The sequence below is a fragment of the Parachlamydia sp. genome (genome assembly GCF_050255895.1).
In the GTDB taxonomy this organism is placed as follows: domain Bacteria; phylum Chlamydiota; class Chlamydiia; order Chlamydiales; family Parachlamydiaceae; genus Parachlamydia; species Parachlamydia acanthamoebae.
In genome coordinates this window covers 1-15,478 of the sequence record NZ_JBFWIR010000073.1, presented here as the reverse complement: position 1 = coordinate 15,478, position 15,478 = coordinate 1, and the positions used below count along the sequence as shown (strand labels likewise).

General features: G+C 37.5%; 10 protein-coding genes and 1 pseudogene. 3 read left to right on the top strand and 8 right to left on the bottom strand.

Annotation, left to right across the window (positions count from 1 at the left end):
* The coding region (locus AB7E63_RS11490; protein WP_428419553.1) for an asparagine synthetase B family protein at positions 1-1,082 on the bottom strand (1,082 nt) is incomplete at its 3' end.
* A 242-nt stretch (positions 1,083-1,324) separates the two neighbouring features.
* On the opposite strand from AB7E63_RS11490, the gene ileS reads away from it, so the two are divergent.
* A complete protein-coding gene (ileS, locus tag AB7E63_RS11485; protein WP_428419551.1) occupies positions 1,325-4,450 on the top strand; it encodes an isoleucine--tRNA ligase in 3,126 nt (1,041 codons plus the stop codon).
* 42 nt (positions 4,451-4,492) lie between these two features.
* Here the strand turns inward: ileS and AB7E63_RS11480 are convergent, their stop codons facing one another.
* A complete protein-coding gene (locus AB7E63_RS11480; protein WP_036746102.1) occupies positions 4,493-5,590 on the bottom strand; it encodes a protein kinase domain-containing protein in 1,098 nt (365 codons plus the stop codon).
* Between the two features lie 484 nt (positions 5,591-6,074).
* Entirely contained in the window at positions 6,075-6,218 is a 144-nt protein-coding gene (locus AB7E63_RS11475) for a protein kinase domain-containing protein (protein ID WP_079978228.1), read from the bottom strand.
* 322 nt (positions 6,219-6,540) lie between these two features.
* Here AB7E63_RS11475 and AB7E63_RS11470 point away from each other — a divergent pair, with 322 nt between their 5' ends.
* Positions 6,541-8,976, top strand: coding sequence for a U-box domain-containing protein (locus tag AB7E63_RS11470; protein WP_013924862.1), 2,436 nt, complete (start codon positions 6,541-6,543; stop codon positions 8,974-8,976).
* A 38-nt stretch (positions 8,977-9,014) separates the two neighbouring features.
* Here AB7E63_RS11470 and AB7E63_RS11465 read toward each other — a convergent pair whose 3' ends face one another.
* The 4 genes from AB7E63_RS11465 to def form a co-directional block, all read right to left on the bottom strand.
* On the bottom strand, positions 9,015-9,338 hold the full coding sequence (locus tag AB7E63_RS11465) for a hypothetical protein (protein ID WP_006340917.1): 324 nt from the start codon (positions 9,336-9,338) through the stop codon (positions 9,015-9,017).
* Positions 9,339-9,373: 35 nt separating this feature from the next.
* Positions 9,374-10,417, bottom strand: coding sequence for a hypothetical protein (locus AB7E63_RS11460; RefSeq protein ID WP_006340916.1), 1,044 nt, complete (start codon positions 10,415-10,417; stop codon positions 9,374-9,376).
* A gap of 98 nt (positions 10,418-10,515) precedes the next feature.
* Positions 10,516-11,895 carry a magnesium transporter gene (gene mgtE / locus AB7E63_RS11455; RefSeq protein WP_006340915.1) on the bottom strand — a complete coding sequence of 460 codons (1,380 nt, stop codon included), beginning with the start codon at positions 11,893-11,895 and terminating at the stop codon, positions 10,516-10,518.
* Positions 11,896-11,961: 66 nt separating this feature from the next.
* On the bottom strand, positions 11,962-12,495 hold the full coding sequence (gene def / locus AB7E63_RS11450) for a peptide deformylase (RefSeq protein ID WP_006340914.1): 534 nt from the start codon (positions 12,493-12,495) through the stop codon (positions 11,962-11,964).
* Between the two features lie 100 nt (positions 12,496-12,595).
* On the opposite strand from def, the gene AB7E63_RS11445 reads away from it, so the two are divergent.
* Positions 12,596-14,863 carry a heavy metal translocating P-type ATPase gene (locus tag AB7E63_RS11445; protein WP_428419547.1) on the top strand — a complete coding sequence of 756 codons (2,268 nt, stop codon included), beginning with the start codon at positions 12,596-12,598 and terminating at the stop codon, positions 14,861-14,863.
* Between the two features lie 6 nt (positions 14,864-14,869).
* On the opposite strand, the pseudogene AB7E63_RS11440 reads toward AB7E63_RS11445, so the two are convergent.
* Positions 14,870-15,478, bottom strand: a pseudogene (locus tag AB7E63_RS11440) (hypothetical protein); the annotation flags it as partial.

The following is a 15,478-nucleotide window of genomic DNA, read 5'->3' as shown; positions in this document are numbered from 1 at the left end:
ATTTCATCACTCCCCATGCCCGAAAACACAGTATGTGTTTTAGTTGAAGCAAGCTTAGCAAGTCGCCACGTTGCCACAATATTGGGATCTGCTAATGGCTCATCGAGATACCATATAATTTTGACTAAATCAGACAACAGATCGGATGGAGGAATTTGTTCAGTATAGTGAAGCAAATGAAACTGCTGTGCAGTTTCTTTTGCAGCTTTGACGTCTTCTTCGTTTTCTTTTTCAAAACCAACCGTAAAAGCTGCAAAGGGGCGTTCCTCAAGAACTTTACGCATATAATAAGCAATGCTTGCAGACCCCAAACCCCCTGAAAGAAAGCATCCGACCGGTTTATTTTCAGGCATTCTAGCCTCGACACTTCGGTAAATCAGAGCATCGAGTTGACTAAGTAATGTGCGCTTAGAGTCATTTGAAGACTTTTTAAAATAGGAACTATAAGACCAATAGGACTCAATAAATTTGCTGCCATCAAAGTTTAATTGCAGATAATGACCAGGCAGAAGTTTGCAGATGTTTTGAATGGGGCTCATATCTTGCGGAACATAGCCAAAAGTCAGATAAGCAGCAAATGCATCTATAGCAGGGGTTTGTGCGACAACTCCCGTTGCTAAAATTGCTTTTAATTCGCTTGCAAAAATAAAATAATGAGATTGGTGATACCAATAAAGGGGTTTTTTTCCAATTCGATCCCGTGCGATAATCATCCTTTCTTTTTCTTGATCAAGGATAGCGAGTGCAAAGTCACCATCGAGATATTTTAAGAAGGAGGGCCCCCAACAGATATAGGCGGCCAATATTAATTCTCGCACATTTAATTTTAGAGGAGCTTGAATCGTTTTTGTGAGTTCTTTATGCAAATCTTTTAAATTGTAAAGATTTCCATCGAAAGCAAGTACAATATTTTTTTTAGGAAGTATAAAAAGTTTTGTTCCAACGCATCCCAACTCAATGTTTCGAAAAGTATACGAATCGCTAACATTTCCTCCGCGCATTTTCAGAGCATTTAAGAGGGGAACGCTTAAATTGTTCATCTGAAAAATGTCTGGATATACAATCCCCGCGATTCCTTCCATGTTCATTCCAAAGTGTATATAATGAATATCAAATACTGTTATAATAAGGTTAAATTATTTTGTCTTGCAGAAAGCACTATTTTGGCAAATCTTCTCTGGCTTTTTTGTCACTATTGAGCTTTTAGTCAGCTTCATTTTTTAGTAGTGTATTTTTGAACGAATATTTCCGCTCATTTTTATTTCTTTTTTTAGTATAATTCCACTGACACAATTTTAATAACTTTTGGCATTCAGGATTATCTATGTTAGAACCCGTTGGCAATGAATCTTTTGACGAACGAGAAAAAAAAGTTTTAAATTTTTGGGAGAAGGACAATATTTTTATTCGTTCTATTCAAGAGAGAAAAGAAGCTCCCTTATTTTCATTTTACGATGGCCCTCCTTTTGCAACGGGACTCCCGCACTATGGACACCTTCTCGCAGGAACAATTAAAGACGTCGTTCCCCGCTATAAAACTATGAAAGGCTTTTGCGTTCCACGCCGTTTTGGTTGGGATTGTCACGGACTGCCCATTGAGAATGAGATTGAGAAAAGCCAAGGCCTCTCTGGAGCTGCATCGATCGAAGCTTTTGGAATCGCCAATTTTAATGAAGAATGTCGCAAGATTGTGTTGCGTTATACGGAAGAATGGAAAAAAACGGTTACGCGTATGGGGCGATGGGTAGATTTCTCGAATACTTACCGGACCATGGATGTGTCATTTATGGAATCTGTGTGGTGGGTATTCAAAAAACTTTATGAAAAAGGCCTAGTTTATGAGGGCTTTAAAGTGATGCCTTTCTCAGCAAAGCTAGGCACTCCTTTGTCTAATTTTGAAGCGGGTGAAAATTATAAAGATGTTGATGATCCTTCGTTAACGGTGGCTTTTCCTTTAGAAAATGATCCCAATACCTCCTTATTGATCTGGACGACGACTCCCTGGACGCTGGTTTCCAACTTGGCTATTTTAGTTGGTCCTGAGATTGATTATGTCAAAATTCAAGAACACGCATCAGGCAAATATTACATTTTGGCTCAGCCAAATCTTCCTCTCAATTTTAAAGACGAAGCTAGCTATTCCATTGTGCAACACATGAAAGGGAAAGAGTTGGTTGGTCTCCGCTATGTGCCGGCCTTTTCCTATTTTGCTGATCGGGCTCAGGATGGTGCTTTCCGTGTGATTGAGGAAGGTAGTGTTTCGACTGATGAGGGAACAGGGCTTGTGCATTGTGCTCCAGCTTTTGGCGAAGTGGACTTTTATGCTGCTCAAAGAGCGGGAATTGAACTTGTTTGCCCTGTGAATACCAATGGATTATTTACATCTGAAATCCCCGAATATGAAGGACTTTTTGTTAAGGATGCGGACAAAGATATTATCAGACGTTTAAAAGGGGAAGGAAAAATTTTCCATCATGGGACTCTACATCACCGTTACCCTTTCTGCTGGCGCTCCGATACTCCCTTGATCTATCGTGCGATGAGCACTTGGTTTGTGGCTGTAGAAAAAATTAAAGATGGTCTTTTAGCTTCAAACCGTGAAATTCATTGGACACCTGATCACATTAAGCATGGACGTTTCGGAAAGTGGCTAGAAGGGGCTCGCGATTGGGCCATAAGTCGAAATCGTTACTGGGGAACTCCTATCCCAAGTTGGAGAGCAGAAGATGGAGAGTTGATCGTCATCGGTAGCATAGCAGAATTAGAAGAAGCTATCGGTCAAAAAGTAGAAGATCTGCATCGCCATTTTATTGACGATCTTGTCATTGAACGAAATGGAAAAGTTTTTAAACGCGTGACAGAAGTTTTTGACTGCTGGTTTGAATCAGGATCGATGCCCTACGCCCAAAATCATTATCCGTTTGAAAATCGGGAACTTTTTGAAAATAACTTTCCTGCTGACTTTATTGCAGAAGGTCTTGATCAAACAAGAGGATGGTTTTATACCCTTACGATCTTGTCTACAGCCTTATTTGATCAACCTGCTTTTAAAAATGTGATTGTAAACGGAATTATTCTGGCCGAAGATGGAGCGAAGATGTCGAAAAGACTTCGCAATTATCCAGATCCGACAACGGTTGTAGAAAAATATGGAGCGGATGCTGTTCGCCTGTACATGATGCATAGCCCAGCCGTACGTGCAGATGATCTGTGCTTTTCTGAAAAAGGGGTGGAGCTTGTCCTGCGACAAATCCTCATTCCCATGTGGAATGCCTACAGCTTTTTTGTAACTTATGCCCGTATTTACAATTGGACGCCTTCTGCTAATGAAGATTTAAAGCCCGGAGCGGTCATTGATCAATGGTTATTGTCACTCCTCAATAAATTGGTCCATCAAGTGGAAGAGGGAATGGATGCCTATGATTTGAGTGCGGCTGTTGAACCATTCGTAACTTTTGTGGATCAATTGACCAATTGGTATATTCGTCGTTCGAGAAGACGCTTTTGGCAAGAAGAAGCTAATGAAGATCGGCACCAAGCGTTTTCCACGCTTTATCAGACTCTATTGACGCTAACAAAAATCGCAGCTCCTTTTATTCCGTTTCTGACAGAGAGCATGTATAACAATTTGCGTCGTGAAGAAATGCCTGCGTCTGTCCATTTGTGCGATTATCCCGTTTATCAAAAAGAACTGCGTAATCAAGAATTGGAAGCTGCAATGGAAGCTGTGCAAACGGTGGTCAGTTTAGGACATGGCTTACGTAAAGAGCATAAATTAAAAGTACGTCAACCATTGGCTGCTGTACACATTGCTTCTCCAGATCCGCATGTTTTGCACTTCTTAGAAGATCAACAACATTTGATTGCAGAAGAGCTCAATGTCAAAAATGTTGAATTCAGCCTGAATGAAACCGAGTGGGTAAGTCTTAAGGCAAAGCCAAACTTTAGGGTTCTTGGGAAAAAGGTGGGCAAGCTAATGAAGGCTGCTCAGCAGGAGATTGATGAATTAACACAGGCTCAACTGGGAGATCTTTTGGAAGGAAAAAGCTTACCTATTACTTTGGATGGAGAAACCATTTTCTTAACAGGTGAGGATGTTCAAGTTGAGCGTTCTGTCCATGAAGGGATGATCGCCGCAAATGCGGGCACTATCACCATTGCTTTAGATACTGTGTTAACGGAACCTTTACTCATTGAAGGATTAGCACGCGAAGTGATCAATAAAGTGAACACCATGCGTCGCGAAGGGGGCTTTGCTGTAACTGATCGTATCTGTATCCAATTAGAAACAACGGATAGAGTCAAAGCATGCTTTATTAAACATGGAGATTACATTCGGAGCGAAGTCTTGGCTGTTCAAGTAGATTTTCTTGATCAAGTGGATGGGCAGGAGTGGGATCTTAATGGGGAAAAAGCAAAGATCTATCTCATGAAGATGGATCAAAAGTAAAGATAAAAGGCCTCCAAGCATTTTTGGAGGCCTTGATAAAACTTACGAATTTAATTCCTTAGCTGCTTCTAACGCACCAGCTGCGGTGATACGTTGAGCTGGATCTATCTCCAACATTTTTGAGATCAGATTTTCACGCGGGTCATTAGGATTGAGGCCTGGGATGTGTGTGAGATTGAAGGCATTGTCCAAGCACTCTTTGAGATTTTTAGAAGCTAAGAAATAAGGAGGCCAAGTTTCTTTAAATAAGCGGTAACAGACTAAACCAGCTGCCCACATGTCCATTTTAGTTAAATCTACTTGGCTAAAAAACTCTTCTTTCCCCATTTCTTTTATTCGACCTACTTCAGGGGCAGTATATCGAGGGCTTCCTCTCCATGCATATTTAGGCTTCCAATCCTTTTTGCAAGCAAAGCCAAAATCTGCGATTTTTATCACAATTTCATCACCCTCAACTTTAAAAAGAATATTGTCTTCTTTAATATCACGATGGGCGTATCCAGCTTCATGCAGTTTGCTCAAAATGCCCAGAATTTGCTGCATAACCGAATCTTTTACATTTTCAGGTAATTCATAAGTGAATAGCTTTGTTAAAGGGGCATCACATTTTTCAGCCCCAATGACAAAATGATTGGATCCTTTGAGAAGAAAGCGTGTTTTTACAATAGATTGATTAAGAATAGGATTAAATTTTCTAGATATTTTATATTCTTTTTGAATTTTTTTTAAGCATGCTTCTTCTTCTTCGGGCTGAAAATTAATAAAAGCTAAAGCCACGAAAGTATTTTTCTGGCAATCATAATAACTTTTTACGGTTTTGGCAGTGCCATCTCCTAGCTTAACATTTAAATCAAGATAGTAATAGATATTATCGTTTTTTAGTCTTGTTACAAATTTGAAAGGGTTTATGTTTTTAACTTCAAAATAATCAATGCCTTTTTCTTTTAAAGCTTCGGCATACATGTTTCTATATTTTTCAAGATTAGCAAAACATCTGATAATTTTTTCATTATTTATTTTTAAAGGTTTTAAATCTATTAAGATTTTATCTATGGAGATCTTTGATTTAGATTCTAAATCTTGATGATTAGTAGTAGTTAAACTTAGTGACGATAAACTTAATTGTGACGAGTAATTCATGACCATGCTTTTTGTTATGTGTTTTTGCAAAAATTATACCACAACTACTCTTAATTTGGAATTAATAAATTGTTTAATTAAATAACTGATTAGTATAAAACTTTTCAAGTGCTTATTTTGCTGAAATGCATTTTCCTGGATTAACTTGTAATATTTTTGCAATTAAATCGTTCTCAGCTTTATATGGATCTAATTCTGTTACTTCTCGAACAGTGGATAAAGCATTAAAAAAATATTCAATCGTTATTGAATTTAAAATAAAATGCTAGAAATTACACAAATATAATTGATAAGATAATAATCCTACAGCCCAGATCTCATTTTTCATAAGATCTGAAATTTTCGATTTAATATGGGGAATATAAGATCATTTTATTCATATTTTACTTATTTCATGTGATATATATTGAGGGGTTCCTTTGTAACCATATTTAAATTTCCAATCCTTTTTGCAAGTCATTTCGAAATCAGAAAGTTTTAAAATTTAACGATCTTTTTCATCTTTTTTCCATAAAATGTTGTGTTCTTTAATATCTCGGTGCACATAATAACCTTTAGCATACAGATGCTTTAAGGCTTTTAGCAATTGATAAATAAGGTTATTTTTTTGAGTTTTAGATAAATTTATTTAATGATTTTCAAGATCATAACTTATGGCCACCTAAATAGCCCACCGACCTATTTCAAAAAAACAAAACATGCCGGTATTCCTTTTTTCATGCGCAGAGCATTCTCTAAAAGAGATCTATTCAATAAAAGGTGTCTATGATAATTTGCGGTCGTTAAGATTCATGTTGAAGAGTGAACTCTAAAGCGTACTTAGAGAGTATTTTAGGCGAATTTTTTTGTTAACCTGGAAAGGTTCTCTTGCCTAGAGAATCGTTTTAAGATCTTGAAATCGAATATTTAAATAAACAAACGTCTGCTTATCAATTGCTAAAGGAAAATATATGGAAGCACCATCATCCTCTTACGCTACGACATCGAATTTCAGCGTGAATCCTTCGCTCATTGAATCTGTCATAATAGAACCTCCTCAAGATGATTCTCACTTAGTAGAATTGGAGATTTGGGGCAAAGGATGTATAAAAAAAGAAATGAGATGTGATGAGCTTAGCTCCATTCTGAACATTATACCTCATGAAAAAATCAAATTTCTTCGTGAATCTTCCATCTGTCGTACATGTTTTTGTTGGGATTTTACATTGGTAAGTAATGATCATCCCGCCAGACAAATTTCAACCATTTTTTCTCGTGAGAGGGATTCTAGAAATTGCAGTGAAACATTCAAAGAGTGTTTGGCCCTTATTAAGAGCAAACTCTCCCAACTTGAATGTGTGCCTAAATGTTTTATTGTGATTCCGAGTATTGTTAATGATCGTTTTGAAGAGATGTACCGCTATTTTGAAGAAGCGGGAATAGATATGATTAAAAAAGAGCCCAATCAGCGTGAATTTCTTTTTAATTATGAAAATGTAAGTAAACATGATGTTTTTTGCCGTATAGAGATCGAGGAGAAGGGGGAATGGACAAACGAATTTTTATTTCAATTTTTAAAAATTGAAAACAAAAGAATTGTCACATTTGCTTTTTTTGAACCCAAAAAGGCACCCCATAAAGATAATTGCGACAATTGGTCTGTTAATTTATTCAATTCTTTGGAACCAAAACAATTTTATTTAAATATTCTGAAGGGGATTTGTGTTGCTGTGGGTTTGCACATTCTCCCTGGTCATTTTATGATGGATTTGGAAAAAAAATGGGAAGAAAGAATAGGAAAACTTATTGAGAGAATAGAGAAACCACCTATTGTTAGAATCCTTTCAAAAAAATGGCCAAACGTATCGACTCTTAACCTTTCAGCATTAGATAGACCAAGGGAATTTGTGGAAGGGGAAGTTCAGGCTATTTCTTCTCATTCAGATGAAGCTGAAAATGAAATGGCCCGTTCATGGATGTGTGAAAGAAAAACACCACGAGCTGATCCTTTGCCACATTCTGTAGCATTTGAACAAATGCTGGTATACCTTAATAGTCAAAAAAACGATCGATCTGACATATTCGTAAACGTTGTCGACCCAAGAGGAGGAGACTTTGATCTGGATAGTGAAGCCTACGGCATTGTAGGTGAATTAAGAATGGCTGGTTGTTTGCACAACACACAAAAAGAAAAACCGAGTACAGCTACAATTGTTGTTTATACAAAAACTTATCATGAAAAAAGAGCACACCTTAAAGAAATTAGGTGTCATCAAGACTTATTAGATGATGCAAAAAAAACAACCGTTTTTCTTCTTGAAAAGTGTATCGTTTTGCCTTCAGAAATAAAGGAATTGAAAGATAGAGGTGCGCGTATTCTTGATTTAAGTGATGCAGGATCGCCGAGGCTTTATTGGGATAAGCTTAAGCTATTTGCTAAAATTATGGGCGTGCATAAAACTAAAGTAAATCTGGATAGCGGGGAACAGAGTTTTATGCGTCATTTAAAAAGTGAATATAAGCGATTTATTGGAAGTGACCGCCTTCCTACTCCTGCACAAAAAGCCTACAAAGAATGCCTGTCTTTGATTAAAGATGAAGTGTTTGAATATCAAAAAAAATGCTTCGTTTTAGACTCATGTGGCGAAACTGTAGATGTAGAAGCATCTGCTCTTCACAAAGATCTTAAATCAGCAGGTATTTTGCCTCTTCGTCATAAGGCGAATCCACAATTATGTCTTCAAACCAGTAAATTATTGACTTTAGCCATTACAACAGAGGCCGATGCCATTATAGTTGTACTTTCAAAATTATATTTCGAAGCGCGTGAAATTAACCGTGAACTCAGAATCGCAGAGGATATAATTTCCTCAGAATTTCAAAAAAATCTAGAGAAAGTAACGGTTTTTAAAAAGGAAAAATTAGAAGAACCAATTCCCATTTTTAAAGGGTACTATTCCATTATAGAGAAAACTAAAAAAGATCCCCAATTGTATTGGGAAAAGCTAGAAAGAATCGTGCATATTGCCGGAATTAGCCAAAAAGAAATCACTAGAAATGGGGTATGCATAAAATTTATCGATTTTTTAAAGAAAGAATGGGAGAGAAAGCTTAATCCTTCCATCCCTCAAAAAGAGATATATGTTTCCCATGAGGTGGAGAACGAAGCGTGTATAGCACCTACTTTTAAGCAGGAAGATATGACATGCCCAATTACACATGATTATATGACAGATCCTGTTACGGCTAGCGATGGATGCACTTATGAGCGTGAAGCTATCGAGAAATGGTATAAGCTAGATGGGTCGTCACCTATAACCCGAAAAAAATTAACGGGTGTTTTCGTTCCACATGAATCTCTTAGAGCATCGATTAAAGATCACTTAAGTCAATCTTACTCGGAATAAAAAAATGGCCTAAGTTTTTAAAAAGCTTAGGCCATTTTTTATGCTTGTATATCGTAGGCGTATCCGTCAATATCCATTTTGAAAATATATTCTTTAAGGGCTTGAAGGATAAGGGGAACTAATGGTTCGTTTTGAGTATTTCGATAATTAGTAATCAATTGTCCATTCAAATATAAGGGAAACTGAAGCTTAAAATAACGTTGACCCTGGATAGATTGCTGATCGGAGCTCTCTTGAATGAGCCTATTTGTTTCTGTGAGGATATTTTCGATCGCTATTTTTAAAGAAACTGTCTGTTCTTCCCATGTTTCGACTGTTGTTGTTGCTTCAAAATGCGCTGTTTGGGTTAAGTCTAACCCCAAAGAATCAAGATCAATTTGAATAAGCTCTTTACCTGTTAAATGCCTTTTTTCTCATGAAATTCACGGACTTTTTTGTGATGCTCAATCTCTTGCAAACGATCTTTTTCAATAGCTCGTACCAGCTTTTTGCTGAGCGTTATCCCGTGCTTGTTTGCCTCTTTCACAATATCTTTGATCTGTTCTGCGGGTATGCAGCTTAGCAAGCCATTGCTTTTATTGTAGCTTCCGCAAAATCCATCAACGGCGCTTTCCATATGTTCAAGATCAACAAGAGCGATTCGACTAGGATCTTCAAACCCTTTTTTTTCAGGTACAAGAGGAATGTTTACTGGTTTTACATCATTAAATTCTGTGAGTGCAATAAATTTAGCCAGTTGTTTCCATGTCTCTTTTAACTTTATTGCGTGTGTGCGGTGGAGCTCCTGTTGCTCACTTGTTGTTGGGTTAACATGTAGGTTTTCTTCTGCAATAAATGCATACATACGTGGGGAAGAAAGTGAAGGTTTGACGATAAATTGTTTTGCATGAGGGACGACGAGATGATCTAGTCGATGGGCTAAACAAACCCTTTTGGCTTTAATCATATTCGCAAAACGATTTCTACTTGTCCTTGTTGGATTTACTTTGAAGACAAGATTTGGTACTTCTTTAAGTTTAAAAACTAGATTATTGCCAGTAGATAACCAATCGATGGCATCGTCATCTTTTTTTCCAAGAATTTTTGGTAAGAGCTTTTCGATTTTTGAGACAGTGTCTTGGGATATATCGATATTTTTTTCTAATTTTCTCCTTGGATCAATTATTTTAAAGTGATGTTTTGATCGCAAAACAGCCTTCGTTCCTAGCATAAAAAGAGGTGTAATGACGGTGAAATAGGAAGCGACTTTTCCAATCTTAACAAACAAGGAGACTTTGGATTCACAGAGAATCACTTTTTCTTGTTTGTTTTTTGTTTGACCAATGACATATGCTTTTTTTCCTCCTAAATGAAAGTAGTTATCCGCCTTTTTAAGAAAGGAAGATTTAAATGTATGCGGAGAATTATAAATAATAGGCGTAAAAAAATTAATTTTAGACATAAAACCTTTTGCAATATATGTAATACATTTTACAATGTTTTCTAACTAAAAGTCAATTTATGTCTATAGCAAATAAGCTTGGAATTGAAAAAAATTATTTACAACATAATTCCTTTAAGAATAAGAAGGGCAATACTGAAATAGATAATAATCCCAGAAACGTCAACAAGGGTGGCCACAAAGGGTGCCGAAGAAAGAGCGGGGTCTCCGCCTAAACGTTTGATTAAGAGGGGAAGCATCGAACCCATAATCGTTCCCCATGTGACAACTCCTATTAAAGAAAGGCTTACTGTGAGGGCCAGTAAAAACCAATGTGGACCGTAAATATCAGTAAAAAGTGTCCAAATTCCAATGCGAATAAACCCAATAACTGCTAGAACTGAGCCAAGCAAAAGACCAGAGATGATTTCGCGTCCCATGACTTTCCACCAATCTCTTAGAGTGATCTCACCCAAAGCCAATGCGCGGATAATTAAAGATGAAGCTTGCGATCCTGAATTACCCCCGCTAGAGATGATCAATGGTACGAATAGCGCTAGCGCAACTGCTTTTGCAATGTCTTCTTCAAAAAATGCCATGGCTGATGCCGTAAAAAGTTCTCCTACAAATAATATAACGAGCCAAAAGGCTCTTTTTCTGATGAGCAGCAAAAGGGGGGACTCCATGTATGGATCTTCTAAGGCTTCCACACCTCCAATTTTTTGAATATCTTCCGTATCCTCTTCTTCTGCAACGAAGAGAACGTCATCAATCGTTACAATTCCTTTTAAAATGCCGTGAGAATCAATAACAGGTAAGGCCCCGCGATTGTTTTTTTTAAAGCTATTAACTGCAACTTCTTGGTCGTCAGTGACATTAAGTGCAATAAATGAATTATCCATTAAATCGCTCACCTTATAGGTAGGCGAAACGAACAAAAACTCTTTAATTTTGATGTCATCCAGCAATTTACCTTTTTCATCAACGACATAAATGAGATTGATTGTTTCACTGTCATGTCCATAAGCTCTGATGTAGTCCAAGACTTGTTTTACGGACCATTCTTTTCTGACAGCAAGAAAGTCGGGTGTCATTAAACGCCCTACGCTATTTTCTGGGTAGCCAAGCAATTTCAGTGCAACGCTTTGTTCGGGAGGGGAAAGAAGTCTTAGATATTCATTCAACGATTTGGGGGGGAGTTTCTCTAAAAAGGCCGTGCGATCATCAGGTGCGATCGCATTTAACAGATTTGAAACTTCTGATGCAGAGAGAAGTTTCAAAATTTCTAACTGAGTTGAAGGGTCTAAAAATTCAAAAACTTTTGTGGCAACATCTGAAGGAAGTATCTCAAAGAAGTATTTTTGATCTTTTTCGGATAGGTCGGAGAGGAGATCTGCTAAATCAGCTGGCAGGCAGGTTTTAATCGTTTGCTCAATCTCGGGTTGATTGTGCAAACGAATTAATTCCTTAAGATACTCAATATCAAATGCTTCGTACATCTCTTAGATCCTCTCGAGTCTCTAAGATCAAAATTGAACATCCTTTGCTTTATATCAAGTCTTTTCTTATTTTTTTAGAGCGTATTTTTTCTTGATTTGCTGCAATATCGGCTCTATTTTTTTTCTTTCTGTGCGATGAAGACGATCAATAAAAAGAACACCGTTTAAATGATCATTTTCATGCATGAAATTTGTCGCTTCATATCCAGTCATTGTTTCTTCAAAAACGTTTCCATCTAAATCCATTGCCTGGATTTTAATACTTTCTGGGCGAGCAACGTCTGAAAATAATTTAGGAATGGAAAGGCAACCCTCAGAAAAAACCTGAAACTCTTGACTATATGCTAAAATTTTTGGATTAATAAAAACACGATCCTTGCCGTCGATCCAGGTCCCATCATCTTGAGCAATGGGAACACACGTGACAAAGATGGAAAGTAATTGACCGATTTGATTTGCTGCTAAGCCAATGCCGTTTGTTGCATGCATCGTTTCAATCATATCTGTTGCTAGTTGTCGAATTGAATCATCAATTCTTTCAATTGGAATAGCTTTTTTCCGAAGAATCGGATTTCCGTAATATGCAAGAGAAAGTAACATTGTCTAATAAAAAATTTAAAGTTTAAAAAATGGTACATCTAGTATAACGAATCTTACTTTAAATGCATACTCAAAAAAAATAGATGTTAGGGGGTGGATAGTGGAAAATTTTTCAGAGAAAGATCCTGTATGTGGAATGACCGTTGATCAACAGTATGCCGCAGGTCAGTTGATACATGCAGGAAAAGCTTATCTTTTTTGCAGCAAACTTTGCTTGGAAAAATTTAAGCAAAATCCTGAAAAATATCTTGGGAAGACTCTTAAAAGTACTCAAGCCAAACTTTATACATGTCCTATGCATCCAGAAATTGAGCAAGACCATCCAGGTTCTTGTCCTATTTGTGGAATGGCTCTTGAACCTAAAATGTTTACAGTAGAAGAGGAAAATTCAGAATTACACGATATGCAGATGCGATTTTGGATCTCGCTGCTTTTTACGATTCCTCTATTTCTGATTGCCATGGGGGGAATGTTTTTTTCTTCCTATTTTTCGTCATGGATATTTAGATTCCTGCAATTTGTGCTAAGTTTACCCGTTATTCTGTGGGGTTGTTGGCCATTTTTTGAACGAGGTTGGCAATCCTTTAAAACATGGAATCTCAACATGTTTAGCCTAATTTCATTGGGAATTGGGGCTGCATTTTTGTATAGTGTTATGGCTCTATTCTTTCCTTCTCTTTTCCCTGAAAACTTGCATCATCATGGCGAAACTCCCTTATACTTTGAAACAGCAACCACAATCACTGTTCTTGTTTTGTTAGGTCAAGTTTTTGAATTAAGAGCACGTAGTAAAACAAGCCGGGCGATTCAAACGCTCTTAGGCAAAGCAGCTAAGACGGCTTGGTTGATAAAAGATGGGAATGAAACTGAAATTCCAGTTGATGACGTTCAAAAGGGGGACATTCTCAGGATCAAGCCAGGTGATAAAGTACCGGTAGATGGCGTGATTATTGAGGGAAAAAGTGTTTTTAATGAGGCGATGATGACGGGAGAGCCAATTCCAGTGGAAAAAAGCGGGCACGATGCCTTGCTTGCTGGAACAATAAATCAAACGGGAAGCGTATTGATGCGTGCAGTCAAAATTGTAAAAGAGACTCAGCTTGCAAAAATTGTGCAGATGGTTGCGGAAGCTCAAAGTAGTCGAGCTCCGATTCAAAGCTTGGCAGATCAAATTGCAAGATATTTTGTCCCTCTTGTCATTTTGATCTCTTTTTTAACATTTATATGTTGGTATACATGGGGACCTCAGCCTGCTTTTATTTACGGATTATTGAATGCCGTTGCCGTGCTGATTATTGCCTGCCCCTGTGCACTTGGACTTGCGACTCCCATGTCCATTATGGTTGGAATTGGACGAGGAGCCGAAGAGGGCATCTTAATTAGAAATGCTGCAGCTTTAGAAAAACTTGAAAAGGTGCAAACTATTGTCGTTGATAAAACAGGAACCTTGACTGAAGGCAAACCTTTATTGGATCAGGTTTTTGCTGTAGGTGCCTGGAAGGAAAGAGATTTGCTTTATTTGGTGGCAGGCCTTGAACAAAATAGTGAACATCCTCTTGCTGAAGCCATCGTTCAAGGTGCTAAAAGACGTTCTATTCCAATAGCTAAATCAGACGATTTTGTTTCAGAGACTGGTCGCGGGATAAAAGGAAAAGTGGATGCAAGCGATATTCTGGTGGGGAATCTTCCTTTTTTGAAAGAAAACTCTATCCAAAATTTGCCATTACTTGAAGAACTTGAGCAGAGGACAGAGGGAAATGAAACGTTATTATATGTGGCTGTAGATGGATTAGCCGCGGGTTTGCTTTCTGTGGTCGATCCAATTAAATCCACTACGCAACAAGCCGTTTCAGAATTGCATCGCATGGGGAAGAAAATTGTCATGCTATCAGGAGATCGTCTAAAAACGGCTAAAACGGTGGCTGATCAACTGAACATAGATGTTGTTCGGGCCGAGATTTCACCAGATGAAAAACAAATCTATGTAAAAAACCAGCAAAGCAAAGATAACCATGTAGCCATGGCTGGAGATGGAATTAATGATGCTCCGGCTTTGGCGGCAGCTGATGTGGGAATTGCGATGGGGACTGGCACAGATGTCGCGATGGAAAGCGCAGATGTGACTTTGATTTCAGGCGATCTACTTGGCATTGCAAAATCCATTAGACTGAGCCAAACAATCATGCAAAACATTAAGCAAAATCTATTTTTCGCTTTTATATATAATGCTTTAGGAATTCCTTTAGCTGCAGGAATCTTATACCCATTTACTGGGTGGTTGCTTAATCCCATTGTTGCGGCATTTGCCATGAGTTTAAGTTCTATTTCTGTGATTTTCAATGCTTTAAGATTAAATCACTGGAAATAAAAAAACCTAGTCTATGGTGATTATTGGTGGGGATGTTTTTTCTAATAAGTTAGCTTTTTTAAAAGTTTTATAGGCCAGCGTCATTGTTTCACTTGTTGAAGTAGGCATGTAAGAGGCTAGTTTGGAAAAATCTTTCAATGAAAGAAAGTTTAAATACTTAATGAAAGTGTACTGAAAAATATAGATGTACTCCAAAAACGTTTCTGCTTGAGAATAGGCCAAAAAAACATCGGAGATTTTTTTAAAAAACACGATGTCTTTACTTTTAGCTAGGTGAATAGCCCATTGCTTTAAGGCCTTTTTTCTGTTCGGACATTTGTGAATAAATTCAAAAAACATTTGCGTAGCATCCATATGAGAATAAAATAATTGTTGACGCCATAAGGCTTCAAAATAATAGATATGGGCTTCTGCAAAATTTTTGAGAACCCCAGTCAGTAGCATTTGAGCTGCTGGAAGATCATTAAATTTAAGAGATTCAGATAAAAGAAAAAAATAAAATGCGGGATAAAGGCTTTTTTTAACATTTGCAGAGTGCCATTCCGAAAAATTTTTATGGGCGAATTCTACTAAATAGCAACACATTTCTCCAGGGATATTTGAAAAGGTTCCATT